Consider the following 24,420-nt stretch of genomic DNA (forward strand, 5'->3'; position numbering starts at 1 on the left):
TTACAGGGCTAGGTATGCCTGAAACTCAGTATGTTGTTTAAGAACTGAACAACATGGGGCTACCATGTCTTCTCATCGAATTAAGCAACAAAGCCAGTTCGCATAGGTGTAAGAACGCAAAGATTGGATAAGTATTTCTATTTGTCAGTATGGAGCTATTGAGGCCTACTAGTTAGTTATCTGATTCATGCTATACTCGACGCCCAGTTTAACGCAGGCTTTATAATTTATTATTAGGGTTCTAAATGAATAAAAGAACGACAATCTCTGATGTCGCAAACTATTTGTCTATTAACAAATCAACCGTTTCAAGAGCCATTAATAATCCTAATCGAGTGTCTAAAGAGTTACATGCGAGAGTAATACAAGCATGTAACAAGTTAAACTATATACCTAATGTTGCAGCTAAAACTCTTGCGTCTTCATCTAGTAAATCCATTTTACTCGTAGTACCAAGTTTTACTAATACAGTTTTTCCTGAGATCATAAGTGCGACAAAATTAAAGTGTGAGGCTTTAGGGTATAATCTACTCGTTGGTGATTCAGAATATACGGAGCTAGGCGAAGAAAAAATTGTTAAAGATTTTTTGTCTAGAAATGTAGATGGGTTTATCTTCACCGAAACAATCCATTCCTGGGGAACAGTCGAACTAATAAAAAATTCTGCATGTCCTGCCGTCGAGATTATGGATATTATTAAAGAACCTACTTTTGATGCTAATTTTGGCGTTGATCAAAGCGAAGCTGCAACCGAATTGACATCTTATCTCATTTCAAAAGGTCGCAAAAACATCGCTTTCTGTTCAACATGGTTGGATCACCGAGCAATGCTTAGAAAAGAGGCTTGGAGCGAGTGTTTACAGAAAGCAGGCCTTGATAATCACAGAGTTATCAATATCAAGCATAAAACTTCATTTCAAAGTGGTGCCGATGCGCTTCGTCAAATTTTGCATAGTTGGCCAGAAACGGATGCAGTCTTTTTTGTCAATGACGACATGGCTGCTGGCGCAATAATGCAATGTCAGAGACATGGCATATCAGTAGGTAAGGAGTTGGATATTGTCGGGTTCAATGACTTAGATTACGCTGCTGTTATTAATCCTAGACTGACGACAATTCGTACGCCACGAGTAGAAATGGCAGAGCTCGCCGTTGAAACACTTGTCAATTTGCTGGAAGGTAAGTCAGTAGAAATTGTTAAACAGAAAATTCCTTATAAATTAATTATTAGAGAAAGCGCTTGATATAGAAAGGATTTGTTTTTGTTTTCTTTTTGCTAGTTGATGACACTGAATGATCTGACACCATGGGAATATTTAATGAAGCATGAACAGGCTGAAAACTCTAATTATGGTGTAACTAATTAGGGGAGGTTTAAAGTTCGTTCATGGCGGATTACATTGATTTTTTGAAAAATAATCTTCAGCTCTTCCGAGGTCTCCATGCCACATTTATGCTGTTCATGACTGCCACATTCGCAGTGTAGCGCATTCAGCGTATGCACCTGAACTTCCCGCCCTAACTCTTCAGGTAAAGGCTCCGCGCATAAAATTATCGTATCCGCGCCATGAACCCACGGGGCGATATTGTTAGTGTTTGAAGTTCCAAGGCAGGAGTGCATCGATATCAGGTTCCGCTTTCGCTAACTCCTGCATGCACTTGACCATGTAGTCGTAAACGATAAGGCCGTTGGCTTTCGCTGTCTCGACGATACTGTAAAGCATCGCGCTCGCTTCAGCTCCATTGGGATTGGTCGAGAAGAGCCAGTTCTTTCTCCCAATAACCAGCGGTTTTATTGCGCGTTCAGCTCGGTTGTTGTCTATCGATAAGTGACCGACATCGATATAGCGGGTGAGCTTCGGCCACTGACCGAGCGTGTATTTTATAGCTTTACCCAGCGGGCTAGACTCAAGCACTTTCTGAGTTGTCATCCATTCATAAAGCTCATCCAGTATCGGCTTAGCATGCTCTTGGCGCTCTGCTTTCCGTTTTTCGGCACTGGCACCTTTTAAGCGTGATTCTATTCCATAAAGCTTCTGGATTTTGGCCAACGCTTTATCCGCTTTACCTGACTTGCCTTTGCCTTGAAGCTTTTTCGCCTCCATGAACTTGCGCCGAGCATGCGCGAAGCAACCGACATTGGTGACGAGATGAAGCCCATCATAAACACCATAGCCATCGGTTTGCAGATACCCATCATAGTCGCCCAAGAAGGCAACGGGGCACGCCCTCGCGCGACTGTTTTGATAGTCGTACAAGAAGACGATATTTTTCACATTGGGGAGTGCGGCATCTGGCGAGTCTGCGCCCGAGCAGTAGAGCCACATGTAACACTGTTTATCTTCTTTGAGGACATTGAGCGGCGTTTCATCCGCCTGAATCACCACTTGCTCAAGTAGGTGCGCTTTCAAGGCCGCGTAAAGCGGGGCGAACTTCTCACTGACTTGGATAATCCACCTTGCCATCGTGGTTCGTGAGAGTTCGATACCCGACTGGGTAAACAACGACTCTTGTCGATAAAGTGGCATCGCGTATTGGTATTTGCCGAGGATGATATTGGCCAACAAGCTTTCTGTGGCGAAGATCTTCGGGATAATGCTTTGCGGCGCTGGCTTTTGAACAATGCGGCTGTTGTCCTGAGTTTGCTCGCATTGGCGGCAAGCATATTTAGGACGAACATATTCCAACACTTTGAGTACCGCTGGCGTGAACTCAAGCTTTTCACTGCGGTCTTCACCGATTTTATGCAGACTATGTTGGCAGCAAGCGCACTGCTTTTCATCGTCGTCTAAATCGAGTTCGATAACCTCACGAGGCAAGCTCTTTGGCAGTGGTCTGCGTTTACCGCGTTTCTTCGTTGTGATGGTCGTTGTGACAACGTCAACCTCTTCTTCTTTAGCAGCTTCACACTCCGCTTCGTTGAAGAGGTCACCTTGGGATTCATTGTAAGGCTTTAACGCCTCCGAGCGTTTAGCGAACTGACGGTCGAAGGCAAGTTTGAGCTGTTCAAGCAGCGATTGGCGCTCTTGTTTCAATTGGATTTCTGACGCCAACAGCGCTTTCACCATCGCTTGTAGCTCGGCAACATCTTGGCTTTCTGGGTTGATATTTGGCTTTTTCAAGGCGCTTGTACCAAAGAGCAAAGCCTGTTTTATCCCAGTACAACACTTTGACTTTATCGCGCTGTTTGTTGGTGAACAGGAATAGTGCGCCGCTGCCCAAGGGCAAGTCGGTGTCATTTTCGATAATCGCAGCGAGGCCGTTGATGGACTTTCTAAAATCGACGCTTTCGCGATAGAGATAGATTTCGGGAGCACTGAGCATACGTTTCATGACAGCGCACCGATAAGTTCTGCAAGATAGGTCGCTGGCGTGCCTTGTGGGATGCTCAGTTCAACATCATTGACGAGCAGGGTCATATTGGCAACGGCAAGGTGAGTGGCTTGATACTTTGTGGTCTTTTCAACGACTTCTGCTTTAACAAAGCCAACCGTGTTCGGTTTTTCGATGTGCTTTAACTGTTGGCGCTTAGCATAAAAAGTGGAAAGGCTGAGGCCGTTACGTTCACAGAATAATCGTTGTGATAGTTGGCTGGATTCATAGCGTTCGAACAGGGTTCGCCATTCTTGGTTAGTGCGTCGTTTGGCCATTTCAAATCTCCTTTGCTGCTTTGGGTTGGAGGTTTGATCTTATTATTCGGGCTAGACGATTAGAATGCGGGGTTTATGATGCGCTTACAATCTATCTTCGAAAGCTCGATCTTATGCTCAATAAAAACCTTGTGGCCTGCTCTAAGTTTTAACTTTCGATCATCGTTCAACTCACTTTTGTATGGCGAGATTAGAGCGCATTAATTCCACTGCAAGGAGATTTTGAGTCAGAAGACAAGCTATGAATCTGCCTGAGAAATCTTGTTTTAGATCGAAGATACGGTCGGTGGATAACGAAAACGGGACACTCAGTTAACCAATTTTTTCTTCAACACTTACTCTTGGGTGGATAGTTATTTCAGCTAACCTTTACTCAAACGCAAAGTTTAATTACCTCAAATGTGCATGCATGTAACTAAAAAAAATCACTTCAACTCTTCGAACAAATAGACGAAAGTGCATTCATTGGACGCTGCATCGAATGAAATGATGAGCAATACGTCTCAGAAATTTTCTCGTAAATATCTTTTTGCCCGACGCAAGAAAGACCAGTTTCTTCGTTCATAAATCCTATAAATCAAAATTTATAACACTCATTAAAGGCACAATGGGAGCAACAACAAACCGAATAATTTAAAACAAAAATGACAAACTTTTAAGATCCGAAAAGCAAAAGCCAAAAAGAAATGCTTCATTTCATAACGCTAACGTTCATGTTTACGAACATCGTAAATGTGATTTACTTTACCTCAATGATTAGAATTCTAGTGGTCAATTTTTGCCTTTCATGCTGTAAAGAAAACACAAAACACTGTTTTTGATCGATGGCTTTGGTGATCATTAAAAACCAATTTCTCTGAGTTGTGATACAACTTTTCATCCATCATTCTGCTCACTTTTCACGGAAAAGCTCAAACACTTTTACCCCACTTATTCTTCATGAAGTGGCACAGGGAATCCAATTTTCACTCGATGATTTACCACTGGAAAGTGGTCAGAAAAAGTATAAATATTTGTCAAAAAAACAGATTATCGACAAAATTTAGCCCAAAATTTTTGGTCATTTTTATCTATAAATGGTCGGTGATGAACTCCCTATTCAAAGAAAAATCTAACAAATACTTCTCATTTCTTAGTGAACAACGTACCCAATCGAACTTGTTTTACCTGCTGATTTATAGGGCAGAGCTGGTCACTTTTCGATAAAAGCCACTAAGCTTTCTAATGGGCAAGCCATTAAAAACTAATGCCTGCCTCACTAATTCACATAGTTAAATGACTATTCATAACCACAAAGGAACTATAGCGAGTGCTATTCAGGTTATTCCTAACGACCAAGGCGCTATTAAAGGTAGCTAATGTATTATTCATAATGCAAAAGGCATTTAAGCCAATATTACTGACTTTAGCCTAACTTGTTATTCATTATTTATAATGCACAGACCACTATTCCTAACCCCCATTAGACTAAACCTAACGTAATAGCCATTAGGTCAAACGCAAAAACAATTAAACCTAACGAATTTCACATTAGGCCAAACGGCTAAGCAATTAAACCGAACGATAAAATCGTTAGGTCTAATGGCAAATGTAATATTTCTAATGATATTTGTATTAGGTCTAATAGGAAAATGATTAAAGCCTAACGGAATCATCGTTAGGTCTAACACGGAATGGATTATTTACTATAGGAAAGTCGTTAGACTCCGAACGGAAATACTGTTATTCCGAGTCGTGTCTTGATTATTCAACATTCATTGAAAATTATTACTAATCTAAATTCTGTTAAAGGGCACTTCTACCAGCCTTGAATTACGCCTTATTTTTCACGTTTTTCCCTATATATATATAGTATATATAGATAGTATATATGGGTGTTTTCAGCGTCCTGAAACATGCTATATTTTCCGTGTGAGTGATCCTCGAAAAAAAGTCGGTCTTAATTGCCTTTGGCAAATTACATGCGAAGCGGTGAAATCACAGTTTCATAATCCGCTTACTTGACCACTAAAATTTGTTGGACACATATCGGCCTCTCAGGAGGCCGATTTTTTTTGTCAGAAAATCCCCCTACAAAGTTCGTTATCTTTTCTGCTTAGATTTTTATGCCGCATTTTTTAAAACCTACATTAGGTAGTTACAGCAGAAATTAAATCGGATTCGATAATGAAAACATGCAAACCAAAATTGGCTTTCCTATTGCTTAGTTTGAGTGGTACCGCTTTGCTTCGGGACAAGCGAATGAAATCCCAAGGCAGTACAAACAAAATCTGGATGGCTACACACAGATTGTCATCGACACAGATGATGAACAGAAGAACCCACTCATCAAAGTTATCTCAATTGAGATCCCTGCTTCAATCGTTAACACGGGGCAAGCACTTAACTACGTTTTGTACTCTTCAGGATTTGCACTGAAAGACTTACGACAAACAGATGTAGAAACTTTGAAGCTGTACTCATTGAAAGTTCCGCTCGTGAATCGTTCGTTCTTTCGAGTAACGGTAGAACAAATTATTGAAACACTGATTGGTGATGCATATGTGATGAACGTAGATCAAGTTCGTCGTGAGATTTCCATAGAGGCGAGAAAGAAATGATGACGAAGAAGAAAATGGATTTCAACGAAATGGAATCGGAAACGAAAGTAATGCAGTTTGCGGAACGAACGAAGCCAGAAGAAAACGAAAATGAAAACTCGGAAGCCAACAAAGAACAACCCGAGCACGAAGACGTTCAACAACATCACAATGATGAAGACAACGAAAGTGTAATCACCGACGAATCTGAATCGAATCACGTCAACAACGAAACCTTGTCGTCTACGTCAACGAATGAACCTCAAGAAGAACAACAGCGTGAACTTAGCCGATCTGAACAACGCGCAATTGTCAGAGAGAACAAACGCCGTGAACAGAACGAAGCAAAGCAAGCTCGGCTGAATGAACGACAACAAAAAATAAATGAACGAAGAGAAACTAAACAAGCGAAGAAAGAAGCGAAGCGTTTAGAGCGTGAGGCACGAAAAAATGATCGCGGTGTAGTTCGAATGTTTGCTATTGAGACATCCAAAATTTTATTAACTAGCAGCATCGCAATAGGAGTTAGTTTCGTAGGTTACGAATTCTTAGAAAGTAAGTCTGAAGAAATACAAATGGAACAACGGGGAAAACAACAAGCATCGATTGCATCGCTCACGAATAAAGTGTCAGACATGCAAGGCAAGTTAGAAAACCAAACAATTCAATTGCAAGAATTCAATAACCAATTAAAGAACGAACAGATGACATTCAAAACGAAGCTAAAAGATTTAACGTTGATGGTTGAGCAGTTCGTTAAGAACTCAAACGCAAATGACGACCTAATTAAAAAAATGCAGAGTGACGTTGCAAGCAATAAATCATTAACGACAAGTGAGATTGCATCTATCCGTCGTCAGCTTGCTGCGCTTGAAAAAGAATCCATGAAACAGAGTGAAGAACTTTTAACGCAAGTTAAAAGCACAGTTGCTCAAGCGAAGAGAGAAAAGGTAGTAATCAAACCGGTGCCGCGTTCGACTCCAATCAAATCGAAAGTTCAAACAGTGACAGTGTTAGATGGTTTGGAGTTGGAGACGGTCACTCAGTTTGGAGCAAACAACATCGCGGTGTTTTCAAATCGAGGGCTTGGGGCAATTCAAAGATTGGAAGGTGAACGAATTGGTTCGTACATCATTCAAAAAATCTCAACGAACAATGTCACGGTGAAAGGTATTGCTGATAACGAGACTTACATAATCAAAATTAAGGGGTAAGAAATGCAGAAGAAAAAATCTTTAGTTACGCAGCTTACATTAGTAACGCCTCTTGCTCTGTTATTGGTAAGTCACACACAAGCATCGGGAACAAAACTAAACGGAGCAACCAACAAAATTCACGTCGCGGAATTGAAAGTCAAAACTACGCAGGTCATTGGGCTTGATGGTAAGAGTCAAGAAACGAAGTACGAAGTAGACGGAATTGAGATTGAGTTAACGCCAAGCGACAGAGCAAAGGCATAGAACTGGAACTTACGAAACGAAGATTGGGTGAAGTACAAGTACGCAATGGAATACACACCTCGTGGAATTTGGTCGCCTGATTTAGATCCACCGATTGTACTTGGCAACTTATCAAAGACAGAAGCGGAACGCGCACGCTACTCACGACTAATGAACGCATTGGAATTAGATCGTCGTCATCGAGAGATAGCTTTTCAGTTGACGGCAATCAACGAACTACCAACCGAAGAAGCTGATGAAATAAAACCGAGCACAGCATTAAGTCGAGCGCTACCACCGGAGAAGACGATATTAAAATCAATCTTCATCGATACTGCGACCTGCGAAAAAGAGTGCGTTCATTTTGTACTTTTGGAAACGGCAGGAACATCGACACGAACAAAGTTGAACATCATCTTCACGACTGATGACAAATCTAAGCAAGAAAAAATCTTATTGGGAGCAGGCATAACAAACACCAAGATTCGTGACAAACAAATAACGGTAGTCACGGATGCGGAAACAACGCAGCAATACCGAGAAGGTTTCGACTTTCCATTTTTGATTATTCAAAACGACGAAGGTTTAACGCGTCGAGACATAAGCAGTTAACAAAGGGAATGTGAAAGTGAGATTAACGAAAGGGAATCAAATCTTATTGAACGTATTATTTGTTGTTGTGGTTTTTAGTTTCGCGCTTCACACGAGTAACGCTTACGCACGAAAAACGATGCCGCTCGATATTCAGCACGATTTGTTTCTAACTTAAATCATGTACGTCAAGCGATGAAATCTTGAGTGTGAATCAAATGGTTGAAATCAGGTTCGCAAAGGAGGTCGACCTGAAAGACCTATACAGATGGCCATTTAAATGGCTCAAATGGGCGCCTGTTGCGGTTTTAATCAAGAATGCATACGATTGGGCTACTAATTATAACAACGAGGTTAGAGGGTCATTTAGAGGGAAATAAGTCGTGGCGCTTAATTTGCACATTGATAGCGTTATTGTTCTTTGTCGCCGATACAATCAATACTCTATGAGCGGAAGAGAAAAGGGCTATTTGAATTCATTTGTCTACGAGTGGGGCCGAAGCCGCGTTTCTCATAGCAAGCGACAGTAGTATATTAGTATATTCATGGAATTGGAATCTGTTATTTATTCTGGAAGCACTGACAAATTTAAGTCCAGAACCATGCCGGAACCATGCAAGAAGGCTATGTAAGAAATCACCTAAGTTTTTATTAAAGTGTGGATTTGTAGGGTGTTAATTAAAGATGCCTTGAGGTCGTGAACTATCTTTACTCTATTACAGAAAAATCCACATACTACTCGGCTAATAAATTAAATATACCTACAAGCGGATATTTCCACTCTCATCCCTTGCTGAGGATAATATGGACGTAATCCCCACTAAGGGATATACTCTGTTTTATCCTTAGTAAGGGATAATTAGTTGTCTTGAACTTAGGCTTTATTTCGATAGAGGGTTGGAACGAATGATATATAGTCCAAAACAGTTAGCCGATATGATGCTATTGATACGCCAAAAAAATGGATGGACACAATTAGAATTGGCAAAAAAAGTCGGTATAAAACAAGCGACGATTTCTAATTTCGAGAACAACCCCAATAAAACAACACTTTCGACTTTCTTCAAGCTTGCCCAAGCAATGGATATCTCATTAATTATCCAAGAAAAATCCCAGCTGGCATCATCAGATGTAAACGATGACGAGAATTGGTAATGCAAAAGTTAATCGCATATATGAACGGTGAACTTGTTGGCACCTTGGAAACCAAAAGAAGTAGCTAAATAAGCCCCCCAAAAAGTTTCAAACTTTAGTGTCGAGTTCTAATCTTTATTGTCCACTGACATTTGTAGGTAATAGCCTTACTCGATCGCGCCAAGTTATTTCATTCCCAGTACAGAATTAATGCCGTCAGGCAACTACCCAAAAAGAAACCAATCAGACAGGCGTTTTCCTAATATCAAGTTTGAGAAACAAATGTTGTCAATTTGAGGCTTGTAGTGTTGTCCGAGTTAGTGGAGCGCATCGCTTCAGATGCTAGCGGAACGGTAGGTCATTTATTTTTCTATTTAGTCGAGAAAGTAGCTATGTTATCCGTTCAATCTGACCTCTTCATCTAACCCCTCCTCATAAATGAGTATTCACTTAATTTAGGTGCAACTACTGATTCAGTCACAAAATTCAGATAGAGAGCGAAACTACCAGCTAAAAAAGATATGCCCCAAGATGAGTTTGCGCAACAAATATATGAACTTACTCGTCAGAAATTTGCATGATTTTTTCTAATTAATTTGCCTAATAATATGTCGAATTTTGTTTATACGGCTTGTATGTGGTAGGTAGTTATTGGTCTTCTGGTTCAAACCAAGTAGACCGAAAATCAAACCAACCTAAGTTATTAAGGTGGATACCCTGAGCGTTAGCTGGGCCTTTAAGACGCATCCAATGGTGAAATAGTGGCTGTAGCCAACCAGAATGAACTACTTGCCAAATAAGATGTTCGGAATTTATTTCTCCACTGCGCCATTGATTATGCCAGTACTGCAATAGGTTGTTATCTCTGCCACCAATTGATCTGCGAATCAGTGGTGAGCCTAGTAACCAGGCGCCCACATGCCAGGTTTCTGGTACTGGAAAATTGATGGTACCTAACCAGATATCAATATTATCAGCCGTACCTTGCGCCCATTGTTCATAAGGCAACTCAATTAGCTCAAGATCAATATTGTTACGCCTAAGTAGGGTGGCCATCGCATTGGCCAGAGCTGGAAACTCCGGATGGTGATCATGATAGGCTAAGCGAATCACAGCGTTTGATGCTGTGCTATTAAAAGGAGAAGCTGAATGAATCGGTGCAATCCTGTGGCACCAATTGGGCAGTAAACTGGTTGCCGGCACCCATAGATAGCGAATAGCAGGATTCAGCTCTTGTGATATGGAGTAAGGATTAAGAATTTGTTGCAACCAAGCTCGACTTTCTGGATTTTGCCACTTATCCGAGTGACTATCGCAGAGTAGGAAATATCCACCTTGTTCTAAAAACATTTCCTCGAAAAGGTCAGAAGGGGCACCAGTCAGATCAGACGCAACACCTGCGATATATTCTTTGTCACTCAAACTTGAACTCAACCAGGTTGCATTCGCTTTGTTTGATAATGACAGTTGTGTCTCTTCTACTGCTCCATCAGATTGATGGGTTAGATTCGGCCACATCAGGATATCTACCTGATCAAGCAGAGCTCTTAAACCAAAATAGCTATCAAATGCTTTAAGACATAAACGGCGTTCGTCATTTTGTATCACTTGGTAGGGGCCTGTACCAACTGGTGAGCGTGCAAAATGCTCTATTTCATCATGGTTAGCAGGTAGTATCAGTGCTGAGGCTGTTGCCAATAGTTGCGGAAAATTATCATCCTCTGTGCTGAGTTCAAATTCTACACAATGTGGTCCGATGATTTTTATCTGCTCAATATGTGAAAAAAGGGCAAGCTTACGAGCACGATTAAGAGAGGTAACAATATCGTCGCAAGTTAACGGGCGACCATCGTGAAATTGAACCGCAGGCCTTATATAGAAACGCCAGATAGATGAGGTAATCTGATGCCAATGATGAGCTAAATCTCCTTCTACTTCACCTATTTCCTCTTTTACTCGGGTTAATCCACTGAAGATCTGACGAATAAGGTGACGTTCTGACCGTCGCAAAGGTGTTCCTGGGTACAAATTGTACATAGTTCGATAGTAGGGAACTCGCAGAACCTGGTTGTCTGGGTTAATGCTAAAGCCCAGTTTTGAGCGCAATAATGGTGCAACTAAGTGTTTGTCTGAGCCGAGAAGATCAATCGCTTCGTTGAAGCGACCTTTATCAATTAAGGTTTCAGCTTTTTTACTAAGCAACTGGTTTTTATTACTTAACAGCGTTAGTGTCGAGCGTTTCCCACGCCCAAACTCCCCTTGCCAATCAATCCACCCGGACTCTTGCATTTTGATCAAAAGGTTTCGCATGTGCCGCTTGGTACAGAAAAGGTAGTCAGAAAGCTCTTGTAACGTTACCGACACGCTTGTTTCACCAAAGTGGTTAAGCAGTTTGAGATACTGTTGTTCAAGTCTGTTGTTAGTCATAAAAGAGGAACTTAAAAAATTTAAATGCATCAATTTTTAATTACCTCAATTTAGACCATTCTATCTCCATCAACAAGGTATATCTCACCGTGAGCCAAAGAGTATTTCTAGATCTCGATACATTTTTGCTGTGATTTTACCTATTCGTGAATAAAGAAATGGAGAGTTTTGATGAATACAAAAATTGATAAAGATACAACGATTTGCATGTCTTTAGCTGCTAGACCTACCAACTTTGGTACACGCTTTCATAACTACCTCTATGATGCATTGGATCTGAACTACCTCTATAAGGCATTTACCAGTAAAGATCTGGCTGGCGTGATAGCCGGGGTGAGAGCCCTTAATTTTCGCGGTTGCGCTATTTCGATGCCATTTAAAGAGGAAGTCATAGCATTAGTGGATGAGCTTGATCCTTCTGCGGCAGCGATTAATTCCGTCAACACCATCGTTAATACTGACGGCCATCTCAAAGCGTATAACACCGACTACATCGCTATTTCTACGTTACTGACTCAATACTCGATCCCAACTGATTTTTCATTTGCTTTAAAAGGCAGTGGAGGAATGGCGAAGGCGGTGGCGTGCGCACTAAGAGACCTGGGATTCACCAATGGCGTGGTCGTGGCTATTGATGAGCCGAGCGGTAAGGCGTTAGCCGATTTATGTGGTTTCAAATGGAAAGCCGATATGAGAGGCATCGAAGCTGATTTACTGGTTAATGCGACGCCACTCGGCATGAGTGGTGGCCCAGAAGAGGGAAGCCTTTGCTTTTCTGAGCAAGAAATTGAACATGCGCAAGTGCTGTTTGATGTTGTTGCCATCCCGGCTGTTACACCAGCGGTTGCGTTTGCAAAATCCATAAATAAAACGGTGATCACCGGTAGTGAAGTTTTTGCTATTCAAGCCGTTGAGCAGTTTCAGTTATATACCGGAATTAAACCGACTCAGGAGCTTTTTGAACAAGCAGCATCTTATTCAAGAAGTGAATGTTAAATCGAATAAAACATAAATAAGGTACCCTACATGACACATAAAATTGTTGCTATTACTGCCTGTCCTACGGGCGTAGCTCATACATTTATGGCGGCTGAAGCGTTAGAACTATCCGCCAAAAATAGTGGTTATGAACTTAAAGTGGAAACGCGTGGATCGGTTGGCGCAAAAAATACACTTTCGCAGGAGGATATTGATCAAGCGGATGTGGTAATCGTTGCTGCTGATATTGAACTCGATTTAGCCCGTTTTTCCGGTAAAAAATTGTATAAAACCAGTACTGGGAATGCGTTAAAAAAGGCCAACGACGTTATTGCATTAGCACTAGAGAATGGGAAAATCTACCAAACGACTAAGGCTAAGGCGACAGACGAGTCAACTAAAATAGAGTTAGGCGGTATATATAAACACTTAATGACCGGTGTGTCACACATGCTTCCACTCGTAGTTGCCGGAGGCTTATGTATTGCACTCTCTTTTGTTTTTGGTATTGAGGCATTTAAAGAGGAAGGAACATTAGCCGCAGCATTAATGCAGATTGGTGGAAAATCTGCTTTTGCTTTAATGGTTCCTGTATTAGCCGGGTTTATCGCATTTTCTATTGCTGACCGTCCGGGTCTAGCACCGGGCTTAATCGGTGGGTTCATTGCAGCTAGCAGTGGTGCTGGTTTCATTGGCGGAATTATTGCTGGTTTTATTGCGGGTTATTCAGCAAGATTTGTTGTACAAAAAGTAGTACTGCCACAAAGTATGGAAGCGTTGAAACCCATTTTAATTGTTCCTCTTATTTCAAGCTTATTTACTGGTCTCGTGTTGATCTATCTGGTAGCAGGACCTGTAGCGCAAACCATGACGATGCTGACCGATTTCTTATCAAGCATGACGTCGGCTAACGCAGTTTTACTAGGGTTAATTCTTGGTGCAATGCAATGTTTCGACCTTGGTGGTCCGGTAAACAAAGCGGCTTATACATTTGGTGTCGGATTACTTGCGTCACAATCATACTTGCCAATGGCGGCGATCATGGCCGCAGGGATGGTACCTGCTCTTGGTATGGGACTCGCGACCTACTTATCTAAGAACAAATTTACTAAAACGGAACAAGAAGCGGGAAAAGCGTCATTTTTACTTGGGCTGTGTTTTATCTCTGAAGGTGCCATACCGTTTGCTGCGAAAGATCCAATGCGAGTAATCCCTTCTACTATGGCCGGTGGTGCTTTAGCTGGTGCTCTATCTATGTTCTTTGGTTGTACTTTGATGGCACCACATGGAGGTCTGTTTGTTCTGGCGATTCCAAATGCCGTTGGCAACGTAGGCTTATACATTGTGTCAATTATTGCGGGAACGATTGTAACAGGTGCTATGTATGCGTTCTTAAAACAGGGACAATCAGCCGTTGAAGCAGCAGTGGAACAAGCATAACAATATTTAGTTTTTGAACGAGGTTGAAAGTTTGGCAATTACTAAGACTTTATTCATTTACTAGGAGCCAGAATCATACTGGCTCCATTTTTTACGTAATCACAACGTTAGAGTATGCAGAAGTATGGATACAGGTCAGCATAAAGCAATTTTCTCGATAGCTTTAGAAATGTTCAAAGTTCCAACTAGTCTGTATCAGCCAGACTGCATATTGAAGAATGCAAATTGAAATTACTTTTTCTCATCTGAATAGATAACTTGAATTTCCAGTTCTAAAACATTTCTGTCCAAAAATGATTTAGCTGACAAACGATGAGTCACAGTCTAAAGATGTCTCATGGACCTTACCTCATACTTTGGATACACGACTTACCATCGCTAAGCAGCGATGGTATTCACACAGGTGGTCAGTCGAGATACCAGTTCGTAGCGTAAACCACGGCAACGACCAGAACGGTCAGAATGACAGGGATAGCCAGCATCTTTAACAATTTTTTCAAAGAGCTTTGTGGTTCAAATACCACACCTGCCGCTTCCTTCACTCTGCGATCTTCATCAAAATGCCATTTAATCGCAAAGTAGGCACCAATCGCTGTTACGATAATTTTGAGAGCTCCGGCAAAGTACGGAAAGAAGTTAGCCCAACCGCTGTTCATTGTTTATCTCCATCAAATTTAATATCGATTTTACGGCAGCATAATGAAAGGATAATGTTTACTTTTACTCTTTGATATCGCTAAACCGGACGTTTCTGATTTGCTCAACGCCGGACATATCAACGTGCGATAGACACTGTCAGGCGTTCTAGCTCGTGCAAGTCTACTGCTCGCGACCGCTGTTCACAACCTACTTTGTTATATAAGGAGTGATAGCTGGTTGATTAAAGTACTGAAAGCTCTGGCACGCCTGGGTCAAGCCTGGAGCAGCCAGCAAAGCCAACGCTGATTGCTCATGTCACAAAGCAGTAACGGGATAAGCGGAGAGTGATAAAGCCAAAACGGGGCGGTTTGGCCCGTTCAAATCAAATCATTGTGCTAAACAGGGCTAATTCAGCGGCCCGGTGTTCATCTGAGTTTCCTGCATTTCGTTCAGTCCGCCACCATTGTGCACGTGAGTGAAGCCCTGTTTTTGCAACGCTTCCATTGCCATCGCAGCACGACCACCGCTGCGGCAATACACCACAATCGGTTGCTGCTTATCGATATCATGAAAGCCAGTGCCAACGTCACTGAGAGGAATATTACGCGCTTCGGGTAAGTGGCCGTCAGCGTATTCCTGCGTCGTGCGCACATCAATCACCAATGCGCCATTATCTATCATCCGCCAAGCCTGCTCAGCCCGCTCGCTCGCCAACACCTGACCCACAGGCAAAGCCAGCATGAACGCCAGCCCCGCCGCTTTCCAGTTAACTCCAAACATAATTACCCCTGTCAGAAGACAATATAGTTTCATCGAGTCCAATAAAGTCTGATCACTTACAATAAAGTTTGTCACTTTTCCTCTGTCAGTTCACTTGGCAGAGGTGATGCGAACCGACTATAGCAAACACGCCTTTGCCCCATTATTAGTTAAACTAAATACTCTACAAATATTAGGGGCGTGCGTTCCCTATCAAATCTAATCCGATGGAAGAAGATCAGTGACCGAACGTCCTTGTTGCGCGGCTTATGCTCGTAGCCCCATAAGTCTCTTGTGTACACGGATATCAGACCAATCAACGAGAACGACTGTCATGGAGTTGCCCGCACAAATAAAGCTAGCATGCCAACGGTAAACCGCGATTCTCTCCTGATGCAGGTGGTGGTTACATAAAAGACGACCCATCCGCTTGCTTTTGTGCTTTGTTCTAGCTTGGAGTTCTGTGAATAAGTGTATTTTTGATTTAAAACCGACATCAACATGAAAGTTAGTAGTATGATTTTGCTATGCATATAGTAACTAAAGAGCAATAAGCGTGAATTACTACGACAAGAATGCGCAAGAGTTTTATGACGGTACGGTCAACGTAGAGATGCAGAGCTTATATAATGAGTTCTTACCGTTAATCCCTCAAGGTGGCGCTATCCTGGATGCTGGTTGCGGCTCTGGAAGGGACACTCTTGCATTTAAGTTTCAAGGCTTTAAAGTCCATCCTATCGATGCCAGCGCTGAACTTGCTCAGTTGGCGGAAGCTCTGATAAAGCAACCCGTGGAAGTGACAACCTTTCTACAGTTCAACGCCTCTGTTCGGTTCGATGCAGTGTGGGCGTGTGCCTCTCTGTTACACGTTCCCTTTGATGAGCTGCCACTCGCATTTAATAATCTTGCGACACCGCTTACCGCTCAAAAGCTGTGGATAACGAGTGACCTGCGCAAAGGACGCGAGAAAGAACAGTGGTTAAATGCAATATTGGTGAAGAGCTAGATGGACTTTACGAACGAAGACTATTTCAAGGGTATTGTCCTATTTGGGCTAAATGCAGCCACTTACAAGATGGCATGGCTCAAACGCTTCTTAAAGCTTCACGGGAGGGGAAAAACGAGCTTTCTTGGGAAGAGCTATCAACCACTTACTTTGACGCCTATAAAGCACGACTGGCAGCTAACCCAATGCCACAGCAAGGCAATCCTAACCTTTTAACGAAGATGGAACGCATCATTAAAGAGCATGAGCTAGGCGTTTTAACTAGTAATCAAGCTATTGATAAGGTGGCTGATACGGCTTTTGATGACGTGGTTCCGAGATTCCAAACTATCGGTTCTGACAAAAATATTGTAGCAAGCTATTTCTACGGCATAGAGAAAGGTAAGAAGCTTGTTTTGAAAGACTCGCTACTGTCACTTACTGAACCGCAAATAAATACACTTCAACAAGAAGTTCATGCGCGTTGGGGTTTGCTAGAGGGTGCGTTTAGCATTAATCAAACAAACTTTGAGCTTGCAAACGACATACGAGAGATATATCTAAAAGATGGTCATGAGCGCAAAGCACTGACTCACAACATACCGTTTCTATCTGGCTATCAAGGAAACGTCTGTTTCTACTGTGGTGAGCCAATGGATGATGATATTCATGTGGATCATGTTCTGCCCAGACAAGTGATTAACCATGATGAAATATGGAATCTAGTACTCTCTCACGGTGACTGTAACTTGTTGAAGTCAGACCGCTTAGTGGGTCAGCATTTTGTGGAGAAGCTCATTGCCCGAAACGAAAACATAATGGGAAGCAACCACCCTTGGAAAGCGAAAATTCAAAGCGCACTAGGGTCAACTCCGAAAAGGCGTGCAAGTAACCTAAACATGCATTACGACAACATGAAATCGGTGTTAGGTCGATATTATTGGGGCGGTTCCGACTCATATAACCCAGCTAGCGACCCATTTTACCGAAGGTTGATTACAGCCCTCAATAATAAGTGAAGCTGCTTGTGGGTTGGTAACAGGTAAGAAATCCTTACCTGCTGACTCAGAATTGCCCTGTAGTGGTCAACTAAAATTGGCTACAGAGTCTCAGGTTTTCAAAGCATATTGTTCATCCTTTCCAGGCATGGAGTTAGACCCAAGGTAGGAACTGTATGCGTAAGCAGCGCACGTCAGAATCTGTGTGGGGGTAGCGGGTGATCGCTATTCTTACCGCCACCGATGATACTGAATGATTTTAAGTACAAGATTTAGCTGGTATATTACATAGTCGATTCTATGATGTAGGTTGATAAAAAGTGAGCGGTATTTTTTATGGCATCAATTAAAGATGTAGCAAAACTGGCAGGGGTGTCCTTAATGACAGTATCCAGAGCCATTAATCAACCTGATCGTGTTGGTGAAAAAACCTTGAATAAAGTCCAAAAAGCCATTGATTCACTTTCTTATGTCCCTTACGAATCTGCTCAAAAAATGCGTTCAAGAGCCTCTACGTCATTTGAAGATAAAACGATTATTGTATTAGCTCTTGATGTAGCCACTACGCCATTTTCCGTTGATATACTGTATGCCATTGAAGAAACTCTTCGAAAACATGGTTGGCATGCGATTGTAATCAATACGTCTGATATTACCCCTCCTGATGAGGTTATTGACAAGGTACTTGCACAACGACCTGCAGGAATTATTTATACTTCGATGGGGTTAAGAAAAGTAAATGTGCCAGAACGTTTACGAGCAATTCCGATAGTTTTAGCCAATTGTGTGACTGATTCTTGTCAATGCCCAGCATATATACCAAATGACCGATTGGGGCAATATAATGCTATGCGTGAAGTATTAAGTAGGGGGAAGTCCAAAGTATTATACTTAACTTTACCTCAAAACATTATTGCAACACCTGAACGAGATAAAGGCTTTGAATTAGCTATTTCTGAAAGAACGGAGCATATTGATGTTCGTAAAGGACAATTGACAGATCCTGTAAATTATAATCAAACTATTGATATGATTGATGATGCTTTCCAAAATGGGTATCAATTTGATGTTTTAGTTTGTGGTAATGACCGTATGGCACTTGTAGCACAAATGTATTTATTGTCGAAAGGAATTAAAATCCCAACAGAAGTTTCTATTTTGGGATTCGATAATATGTTAGATATGTCGGATTTATTTTATCCTCAACTTACCACTGTTGAATTACCCCATAGAAAAATAGGTGAAGAGGCTGCATTACATATTGTTATGCAAAAAACACACAATGATGTTGTGAGCTTAAATTGTCCTCTTATTATCAGGAATACACTACAATAAAATAGACGAATATGAAGGATGATTAAAACGATCAACCTTCATATATGAAGCCATCTTTAGTTAGAAAGAATAGAAAAATCTTACACGAAATCCATAATCAGAATCTTCTTCAAAATCAGCATTAATTGATTGTGTATCTAAGTCATTAGAGGCTGTGGTATAATAAGCGCCTAAGAGAATGGAAAAATCCTCTATCTCTAACATGTTATCAAATCTGTAAGATGTATAAATAGTAGATAAATTTACACTACCATCTGCCCAATTATCATCATCATATTTATTATAGGAATATACATAACCTAGTCCAAACTTCTTCCATACAGCATTTATACCAGTAGAAAAATTGCTTTCTTCGACTGCATCCATATAAGCCATATTGAAATTAATTGATAAATTATCATTCTTCCAGTTTGTCGTAAATCCATAGCCTAAGCGGTCTGATATATCGGTTCCATTTTCATCGACTATAGCATTTTTAACTAAGTTAGTTTCCATTGATAATGCAAGTTTGATGTTGTTGACTTTATAAGCAATGACTGGTCGTATTAATACAGAATCTTTAGTTTCTATTATATTTTCACCATGATAGCGCTTACTACCATTAGAATCAGCAAATAAATCAGAACGGTCTCCAAGCATTGCACCTAATTCAAAATATAGATTACCAAAATCTTCATAATACATTAGTTGCCCATCAGAGCCACGACCTCGACCTTCTTTCATTTGATATGAATAAGCTGAGCCATCTAAATATAGTTCATTGGACGTATCTCCTGAATATTCAAGGAATACATCTAAACCAACAGGAAACATATCATAACTTTCATACCGGCCAACTTTTATTATCCAACCATCGATTTCTCCAAATTCAAAATAAGCATCGTCTAAGTTAACGTTACCTGTTGATTCAAATAATGGTTGTGCTTTTATTTTTACAAAATGACCATTTTTTAAGTATTTATTTCCTTCCAAATCTACTAAAACACGCCCATCTTGATTGAACTCTTTATCGCCATCATTGTAATCTTTGTCTTGATAGTTAACGTTAAACTCTATATTCCCTCCTATAGTTAAATTACCTTTTTGATTGGAAATTATATTGGTATCAGAAAAAGACAATAAAGGGGTTAGAAATAAAAGTGGGGAAAATAGTATATTTATTTTTTTCATATCAAATAACCAGTATTTATTAAATGCATTAGGAGTTATGGCGCTTAATAGTTAAGCGCCCTTGTGGTAGGATGTTATTTTATTTGGTGGTAGGTTATGTTGTAGTACACTCAAGCTCGTAAATGCTTAAGTCTAAAATGTTAGTTATTCCATTTTCAGAAATAAACTCAATACCTTGACTATTTAGATTTGGATAGATTCTACTGCTAAGGGTAAACTGACCATTATTAACAAATACTTCAATTGATGATGAGTCAATAAATATTTGAAATGTTAATGTATCTAAGTTTTTGGTATTTATTTGAGGTGTATAACGGATCCCTGAAACGCCCGCACCTGAATGGTTACGATCAACAAAAACACGTTGTTGCATCGCATCATATCCCACATAAGTATGCTGACCATTACCACAACGCAATAATATTCCAGAACGTTCAAATGAATTTACCTTTTCTTCATTGGTTTTATTCATGTCGCTTGGTAATTGTATGGAAAGATTAATCTCAAGGTGTATTCCTTCAATCTTTTCTTTTGTTTTGCCTTGTTGATATGTTTTTTTATTTTCCAATAAAAGTAATTTTTTCCTTAATTTTTTTAATTCAGCGACTGGTTTTTGATAGATATGGCCCAGTTTGTCAATTGTTAATTCTCGAGGGATAGTTAGCGCCCCTGCGCGCCCAAATGCTTGTTCAGGCATTGCACTTTCCCACATATCCATCCAAGCAATTGCAATCCTTCTTCCTTCATCATCTAGAAAAGTTTGGCAAGCATAAAAATCGTGCCCATAATCTAACTCTTTAAAATTTCCACGAGAAAATTCACCATTTACTACATTAAATTGACCAACGAAGTAGCCATTCTGGAATAAATTTCTGCGCTCGTATTGATTTGATGACATCCCCTGTGGTGAGCAAATTAAGATGTGTTTATCTCCTAATTTAAAGAAATCTGGGCATTCCCACATGTAACCTTCATCTCGCTTAGCGTCTGCTGTGCCTAGAATATTAATAAATTCCCATTGTTCTAAATTATCTGAACGATAATAGGCTACCTTGCCTTGGTCATTTTCTTTAACGCCGACAACCATATGCCAAGCATTATTTTCATTCCATACCTTGGGATCTCTAAAGTGCACGATTTCAGAATTATATGCGCTGGCAATTACAATGCCTTTTTTCTGAAAGTTGACGCCGTCTTTACTGGTCGCAAGACATTGATGCTGAACCATATAATCATCATTATGATCTTCTTTAAGCCATTTATGCCCAGTGTAAATAAGAGCAAGTTCGTCGCCGACACTTACAGCTGAACCAGAAAAACACATCCCTTCATCACCAGGAGTTAATGCTATTGGATGATGCTCCCAATGAATTAAGTCAGTCGAGCTAACATGGCCCCAATGCATAGGACCCCATTTGGGTGTATGCGGATGATGTTGAAAAAATACGTGATAGCGTCCTTTATGAAAGCACAGACCGTTAGGATCATTAATCCAACCACTTTTTGATTGAATATGGTAGCCAAGCGCCCAAGGGTCTATTTGTTTATGCTTTAGTTCAGTTAAGTTTTTTTCTAATACCTGGTTCATACTGCAGCCTTTTTTTGAATTGTTAATGATGAATTTTCTTTATCTGATATATCTTTATTTGTGCTTTTTTCTAGGGTAAAGCATGACAACAACGCAAATGCAGTGACACTGATGCCTAAAAAGATATAGGTTTCTGCGAACCCAATTCGGTCATAAGAAGCCCCGACAATTGGAGATAGAATGCTTGTGAATACTTGTGCAATGAAGTTGAATCCGAATAGATATAATGTCGCGGAAAGTCGGCTATCAAAATGTTGATTGAAGTATTTGAAGATAGAAATCAATAAGATTGGTAGTTCGACTGCATGCAGTAATTTCATTGCTGAAATACCATAAGTTGATTCAATCATACCTGACCCTATGATTCGGAAAGCCATCACAAACCCTGCAAATACTAATCCATTTTTTGGTCCAATTTTATTAACGATGAAAGGTGCTAAGAACATCCCTCCAGCTTCTAAGAACACTTGTAATGAATTTAAGTTGCCATACATACGGTTGCCTTCTTCAACCGTAGTAAAATGCGAAGCAAAATAAACAGAAAATTGTTGATCATATACTCCGTAGATGCAGGCACAGCCCATGATATAAACCACGAATGCATAAAACTTAGGCATTTTTAGTAGGGTAAGAGCGTCGTTAAATGAAAGGCTTTCTGCTTGATGTTTTAATATGTCGCGGGTAGTCGGACTTGCAGATTCAATTTTTACTAAAGCGATTAATATAAAGCAACAAGTCGCAGAGGCGGATGCAAGGTAAAAATTGTAATCAGGATCGATAGTAATTAAGCGCCCAGCCCAAAATGTAGCAAATGCCCAACCCAATGATCCCCACATCCGTGCTTGACCAAATTCAAACTGACTAATGCGGCTAATACGTTCAATATAACTTTCTAATGCACCAATTCCCGCAAAAAACACACCACCCAGGTAGATTGCACCGAGTGCTACGCCAAGATAGAGATTAGATACTAATAAAGGTGCGTAGACATAAATCATGAAAGGTGCGATTAACATAAGCAGTAAGCTTAAGATAAGAACTAAATTCTTTTTTAATCCCAGTTTATCTTGTATGTAGCCGTATATTGGCTGAAGACAAAGTGCTCCAATAGCGTTAACAGAAAATATAATACCGGTGTCAGTTCCGTTTAAGCCTAGGTGCTGATTTAACCAAATAGGAAAAAGAGAAAACCAGAAAGACCATGTAACAAAGAAGAAAAATAACGCGCCGCTAAGCAATATATAATTTTTTCGTGATTTCATGTGTTTACCATTATCAGTGATTATCACCATGTTAACGTTAACATTTTAGTTAAGGAAAATTACCATTTATCAATTAGAACTTGTGACTCATGTAATGAATCTGAAAATTATTGATTTATTCCATCAAAAGTTAACGTTAACATTTGAGTGTTATTGAATATTAACAACGAGATCCAATAAAGTTTGTGATCGGTTCTTGATTTTAGAATTTTCTTTTCTTTGGAGTTTTTATGGCAAAAGTATGGGTAACAGGGGATGCGGTCGTTGATTTAATTCCTAGCCAAAATGATGAATTATTGAAATGCCCGGGTGGCGCCCCGGCTAACGTTGCTGTTGGTATTTCTCGATTAGGGGGCGAAGTTGGTTTTATTGGTCGAGTAGGTGATGACCCATTTGGGCGATTTATTGAAAAAGTTTTAAAATCTGAATCTGTGGGTATACATTATTTAAAAAAAGATGAGGTTCAGCGTACTTCAACCGTTGTAATCGATATTGATGACGTTGGAGAAAGAAGCTTTACGTTTATGGTTAAACCCAGTGCAGATCAGTTCATTGTTGACACTGACTTTCCAAGCTTTGAAGAAAATCAATGGCTTCATGCTTGCTCTATTTCTTTAGCTAACGAGCCATCACGAAGCGCGACTTTAAACGCAATGGCTAACATGAAAAAAATAGGCGGGAATGTATCATTTGATCCAAATATTAGGGAAGAAGTATGGGAAGAAGAAAATCTAATTCGGCCTATTATTTTAGAAGCTTTAGCTCTTGCTGATGTCGTGAAGTTTTCAGATGATGAATTGATTTTTTTGACTAATATTAGTGAGTTAGATGAAGCAATAAGCTATATGCAAGATAAGTATCAATTTTCATTAATGGTGATTACTCAAGGGAAAAATGGCTCCTTAGTAGTATTTAATAATGAAAAGAAACTGATCTCTGGAAAAGTGGTAAAACCTGTCGATACAACTGGTGCAGGTGATGCTTTTGTAGGGGGGCTTTTGTATCAATTATCGAAAAATCCAAATTGGAAAAATGATTCATTTATCCAAGAAAGTATTGAAGTTGCCAATGCCTGTGGTGCATTAGCAACAACAGCGAAAGGTGCAATGACTGCCTTGCCAAACAAAGAGGCTCTAAATAAGTTTTTTGTGTAATTCCAAGTTAATATTTTACAGTTAGTGGCTGGGTCAGTTTGGCCACTGATGTCTCTTTCCAAGCTAGTGTAAGGGTTAACTAAAACTGGAGACTGTTTTAAGCAGTTTTTGTAATTTATGCTCATATTGCACTGGCTATATATTTCCCAATTTTAAATGTTTTCTTTTAATGTTGCACTCAAATGCGCGTTGAGCTACAACGCGAATAAAGATAATTTTCACTGCAACTTGATTGGATATATGTTGAATGATTTTATGTGCTTGGTAATTTATTATTGTTCGAAAACACATA

At 40.3% G+C, this 24,420-nt stretch carries 20 protein-coding genes and 3 pseudogenes; 12 read left to right on the forward strand and 11 right to left on the reverse strand.

The annotated features are described in order from the left end of the window. Positions 1–245 precede the first annotated feature (245 nt). The gene (locus K358_RS0101475) at positions 246–1,244 is read left to right on the forward strand and encodes a LacI family DNA-binding transcriptional regulator (protein WP_027695165.1); all 999 of its coding nucleotides are present in this window, start codon (positions 246–248) and stop codon (positions 1,242–1,244) included. Between the two features lie 134 nt (positions 1,245–1,378). Here K358_RS0101475 and K358_RS19150 read toward each other — a convergent pair. The 4 genes and pseudogenes from K358_RS19150 to tnpA all read right to left on the reverse strand — a co-directional run. Then, positions 1,379–1,540: pseudogene (locus tag K358_RS19150) on the reverse strand (IS66 family transposase zinc-finger binding domain-containing protein); the annotation flags it as partial. Between the two features lie 49 nt (positions 1,541–1,589). Continuing rightward, complete coding sequence (gene tnpC / locus K358_RS0101480) at positions 1,590–3,068, reverse strand: IS66 family transposase (protein ID WP_051241128.1); 1,479 nt, start codon at positions 3,066–3,068, stop codon at positions 1,590–1,592. Beyond that, entirely contained in the window at positions 3,007–3,333 is a 327-nt protein-coding gene (gene tnpB, locus K358_RS19155) for an IS66 family insertion sequence element accessory protein TnpB (RefSeq protein WP_156888665.1), read from the reverse strand. The genes tnpC and tnpB overlap by 62 nt, the downstream gene beginning before the upstream one ends. Beyond that, entirely contained in the window at positions 3,330–3,650 is a 321-nt protein-coding gene (tnpA, locus tag K358_RS0101485; protein WP_004394070.1) for an IS66 family insertion sequence element accessory protein TnpA, read from the reverse strand. Before tnpA ends, tnpB begins: the two co-directional genes overlap by 4 nt. Positions 3,651–6,127: 2,477 nt before the next feature. Between tnpA and K358_RS19485 the strand changes: the two genes are divergently transcribed. From K358_RS19485 to hipB, 5 genes are all read left to right on the forward strand, one after another. After that, on the forward strand, positions 6,128–6,250 hold the full coding sequence (locus K358_RS19485) for a hypothetical protein (RefSeq protein ID WP_280456396.1): 123 nt from the start codon (positions 6,128–6,130) through the stop codon (positions 6,248–6,250). Next, entirely contained in the window at positions 6,247–7,443 is a 1,197-nt protein-coding gene (locus K358_RS0101490) for a coiled-coil domain-containing protein (protein ID WP_156888666.1), read from the forward strand. The genes K358_RS19485 and K358_RS0101490 overlap by 4 nt, the downstream gene beginning before the upstream one ends. A 3-nt stretch (positions 7,444–7,446) precedes the next feature. After that, a complete protein-coding gene (locus K358_RS0101495; protein ID WP_027695168.1) occupies positions 7,447–7,689 on the forward strand; it encodes a hypothetical protein in 243 nt (80 codons plus the stop codon). Positions 7,690–7,716: 27 nt separating this feature from the next. Continuing rightward, positions 7,717–8,280 (forward strand): hypothetical protein, encoded by a 564-nt coding sequence (locus K358_RS0101500; RefSeq protein ID WP_156888667.1) that lies wholly within the window; start codon positions 7,717–7,719, stop codon positions 8,278–8,280. An 885-nt stretch (positions 8,281–9,165) separates the two neighbouring features. Next, positions 9,166–9,414 carry a type II toxin-antitoxin system antitoxin HipB gene (gene hipB / locus K358_RS0101510; protein ID WP_027695170.1) on the forward strand — a complete coding sequence of 83 codons (249 nt, stop codon included), beginning with the start codon at positions 9,166–9,168 and terminating at the stop codon, positions 9,412–9,414. Positions 9,415–10,041: 627 nt separating this feature from the next. On the opposite strand, the gene K358_RS0101515 is transcribed toward hipB, so the two are convergent. After that, positions 10,042–11,820 carry an SgrR family transcriptional regulator gene (locus tag K358_RS0101515; RefSeq protein ID WP_027695171.1) on the reverse strand — a complete coding sequence of 593 codons (1,779 nt, stop codon included), beginning with the start codon at positions 11,818–11,820 and terminating at the stop codon, positions 10,042–10,044. A gap of 171 nt (positions 11,821–11,991) precedes the next feature. Here K358_RS0101515 and K358_RS0101520 point away from each other — a divergent pair, with 171 nt between their 5' ends. Further along, positions 11,992–12,816: a shikimate 5-dehydrogenase gene (locus K358_RS0101520; protein WP_027695172.1), complete on the forward strand. Its 825-nt coding sequence runs from the start codon at positions 11,992–11,994 to the stop codon at positions 12,814–12,816. Positions 12,817–12,855: 39 nt separating this feature from the next. Next, positions 12,856–14,238 (forward strand): annotated as a pseudogene (locus K358_RS17870) (fructose-specific PTS transporter subunit EIIC); the annotation flags it as partial. 407 nt (positions 14,239–14,645) lie between these two features. On the opposite strand, the gene K358_RS0101530 reads toward K358_RS17870, so the two are convergent. The 3 genes and pseudogenes from K358_RS0101530 to K358_RS18930 form a co-directional block, all read right to left on the reverse strand. Further along, positions 14,646–14,894 carry a hypothetical protein gene (locus K358_RS0101530; RefSeq protein ID WP_027695173.1) on the reverse strand — a complete coding sequence of 83 codons (249 nt, stop codon included), beginning with the start codon at positions 14,892–14,894 and terminating at the stop codon, positions 14,646–14,648. A 388-nt stretch (positions 14,895–15,282) separates the two neighbouring features. Continuing rightward, the gene (locus K358_RS0101535; protein ID WP_038149449.1) at positions 15,283–15,657 is read right to left on the reverse strand and encodes a rhodanese-like domain-containing protein; all 375 of its coding nucleotides are present in this window, start codon (positions 15,655–15,657) and stop codon (positions 15,283–15,285) included. A gap of 249 nt (positions 15,658–15,906) precedes the next feature. After that, positions 15,907–16,092, reverse strand: a pseudogene (locus K358_RS18930) (IS4 family transposase); the annotation flags it as partial. 94 nt (positions 16,093–16,186) lie between these two features. On the opposite strand from K358_RS18930, the gene K358_RS0101540 reads away from it, so the two are divergent. From K358_RS0101540 to K358_RS0101550, 3 genes are all read left to right on the forward strand, one after another. Further along, the gene (locus K358_RS0101540; RefSeq protein WP_027695175.1) at positions 16,187–16,642 is read left to right on the forward strand and encodes a class I SAM-dependent methyltransferase; all 456 of its coding nucleotides are present in this window, start codon (positions 16,187–16,189) and stop codon (positions 16,640–16,642) included. Continuing rightward, on the forward strand, positions 16,612–17,640 hold the full coding sequence (locus K358_RS17875) for an HNH endonuclease (RefSeq protein WP_051241125.1): 1,029 nt from the start codon (positions 16,612–16,614) through the stop codon (positions 17,638–17,640). Before K358_RS0101540 ends, K358_RS17875 begins: the two co-directional genes overlap by 31 nt. A gap of 315 nt (positions 17,641–17,955) precedes the next feature. Further along, positions 17,956–18,954: a LacI family DNA-binding transcriptional regulator gene (locus K358_RS0101550; protein ID WP_027695176.1), complete on the forward strand. Its 999-nt coding sequence runs from the start codon at positions 17,956–17,958 to the stop codon at positions 18,952–18,954. A 60-nt stretch (positions 18,955–19,014) separates the two neighbouring features. On the opposite strand, the gene K358_RS0101555 is transcribed toward K358_RS0101550, so the two are convergent. The 3 genes from K358_RS0101555 to K358_RS0101565 all read right to left on the reverse strand — a co-directional run bounded on the left by K358_RS0101555 (position 19,015) and on the right by K358_RS0101565 (position 22,974). Further along, a complete protein-coding gene (locus K358_RS0101555) occupies positions 19,015–20,124 on the reverse strand; it encodes a carbohydrate porin (protein ID WP_038149450.1) in 1,110 nt (369 codons plus the stop codon). A gap of 94 nt (positions 20,125–20,218) precedes the next feature. After that, the gene (locus K358_RS0101560) at positions 20,219–21,712 is read right to left on the reverse strand and encodes a glycoside hydrolase family 32 protein (RefSeq protein WP_027695178.1); all 1,494 of its coding nucleotides are present in this window, start codon (positions 21,710–21,712) and stop codon (positions 20,219–20,221) included. Further along, positions 21,709–22,974: an MFS transporter gene (locus tag K358_RS0101565; protein WP_038149451.1), complete on the reverse strand. Its 1,266-nt coding sequence runs from the start codon at positions 22,972–22,974 to the stop codon at positions 21,709–21,711. Before K358_RS0101565 ends, K358_RS0101560 begins: the two co-directional genes overlap by 4 nt. Before the next feature lie 230 nt (positions 22,975–23,204). Between K358_RS0101565 and K358_RS0101570 the strand changes: the two genes are divergently transcribed. Beyond that, the gene (locus tag K358_RS0101570) at positions 23,205–24,128 is read left to right on the forward strand and encodes an aminoimidazole riboside kinase (RefSeq protein ID WP_027695180.1); all 924 of its coding nucleotides are present in this window, start codon (positions 23,205–23,207) and stop codon (positions 24,126–24,128) included. The last annotated feature ends 292 nt before the right edge of the window (positions 24,129–24,420 follow it).

Origin of the sequence: Vibrio litoralis DSM 17657, assembly GCF_000426765.1 — a bacterium.
In the GTDB taxonomy this organism is placed as follows: Bacteria; Pseudomonadota; Gammaproteobacteria; order Enterobacterales; family Vibrionaceae; genus Vibrio; species Vibrio litoralis.

Excerpts from the sequence above, each read along its gene's own strand:
- K358_RS0101530 (WP_027695173.1), bottom strand. The coding sequence starts at position 14,894 with ATGAACAGCGGTTGGGCTAACTTCTTTCCGTACTTTGCCGGAGCTCTC.
- K358_RS0101475 (WP_027695165.1), top strand. The coding sequence starts at position 246 with ATGAATAAAAGAACGACAATCTCTGATGTCGCAAACTATTTGTCTATT.
- K358_RS0101560 (WP_027695178.1), bottom strand. The coding sequence starts at position 21,712 with ATGAACCAGGTATTAGAAAAAAACTTAACTGAACTAAAGCATAAACAA.
- K358_RS0101520 (WP_027695172.1), top strand. The coding sequence starts at position 11,992 with ATGAATACAAAAATTGATAAAGATACAACGATTTGCATGTCTTTAGCT.
- hipB (WP_027695170.1), top strand. The coding sequence starts at position 9,166 with ATGATATATAGTCCAAAACAGTTAGCCGATATGATGCTATTGATACGC.
- K358_RS0101565 (WP_038149451.1), bottom strand. The coding sequence starts at position 22,974 with ATGAAATCACGAAAAAATTATATATTGCTTAGCGGCGCGTTATTTTTC.
- K358_RS0101570 (WP_027695180.1), top strand. The coding sequence starts at position 23,205 with ATGGCAAAAGTATGGGTAACAGGGGATGCGGTCGTTGATTTAATTCCT.
- K358_RS0101515 (WP_027695171.1), bottom strand. The coding sequence starts at position 11,820 with ATGACTAACAACAGACTTGAACAACAGTATCTCAAACTGCTTAACCAC.
- tnpC (WP_051241128.1), bottom strand. The coding sequence starts at position 3,068 with ATGGTGAAAGCGCTGTTGGCGTCAGAAATCCAATTGAAACAAGAGCGC.
- K358_RS0101555 (WP_038149450.1), bottom strand. The coding sequence starts at position 20,124 with ATGAAAAAAATAAATATACTATTTTCCCCACTTTTATTTCTAACCCCT.
- K358_RS0101490 (WP_156888666.1), top strand. The coding sequence starts at position 6,247 with ATGATGACGAAGAAGAAAATGGATTTCAACGAAATGGAATCGGAAACG.
- K358_RS0101495 (WP_027695168.1), top strand. The coding sequence starts at position 7,447 with ATGCAGAAGAAAAAATCTTTAGTTACGCAGCTTACATTAGTAACGCCT.
- tnpB (WP_156888665.1), bottom strand. The coding sequence starts at position 3,333 with ATGAAACGTATGCTCAGTGCTCCCGAAATCTATCTCTATCGCGAAAGC.
- tnpA (WP_004394070.1), bottom strand. The coding sequence starts at position 3,650 with ATGGCCAAACGACGCACTAACCAAGAATGGCGAACCCTGTTCGAACGC.
- K358_RS0101535 (WP_038149449.1), bottom strand. The coding sequence starts at position 15,657 with ATGTTTGGAGTTAACTGGAAAGCGGCGGGGCTGGCGTTCATGCTGGCT.
- K358_RS0101550 (WP_027695176.1), top strand. The coding sequence starts at position 17,956 with ATGGCATCAATTAAAGATGTAGCAAAACTGGCAGGGGTGTCCTTAATG.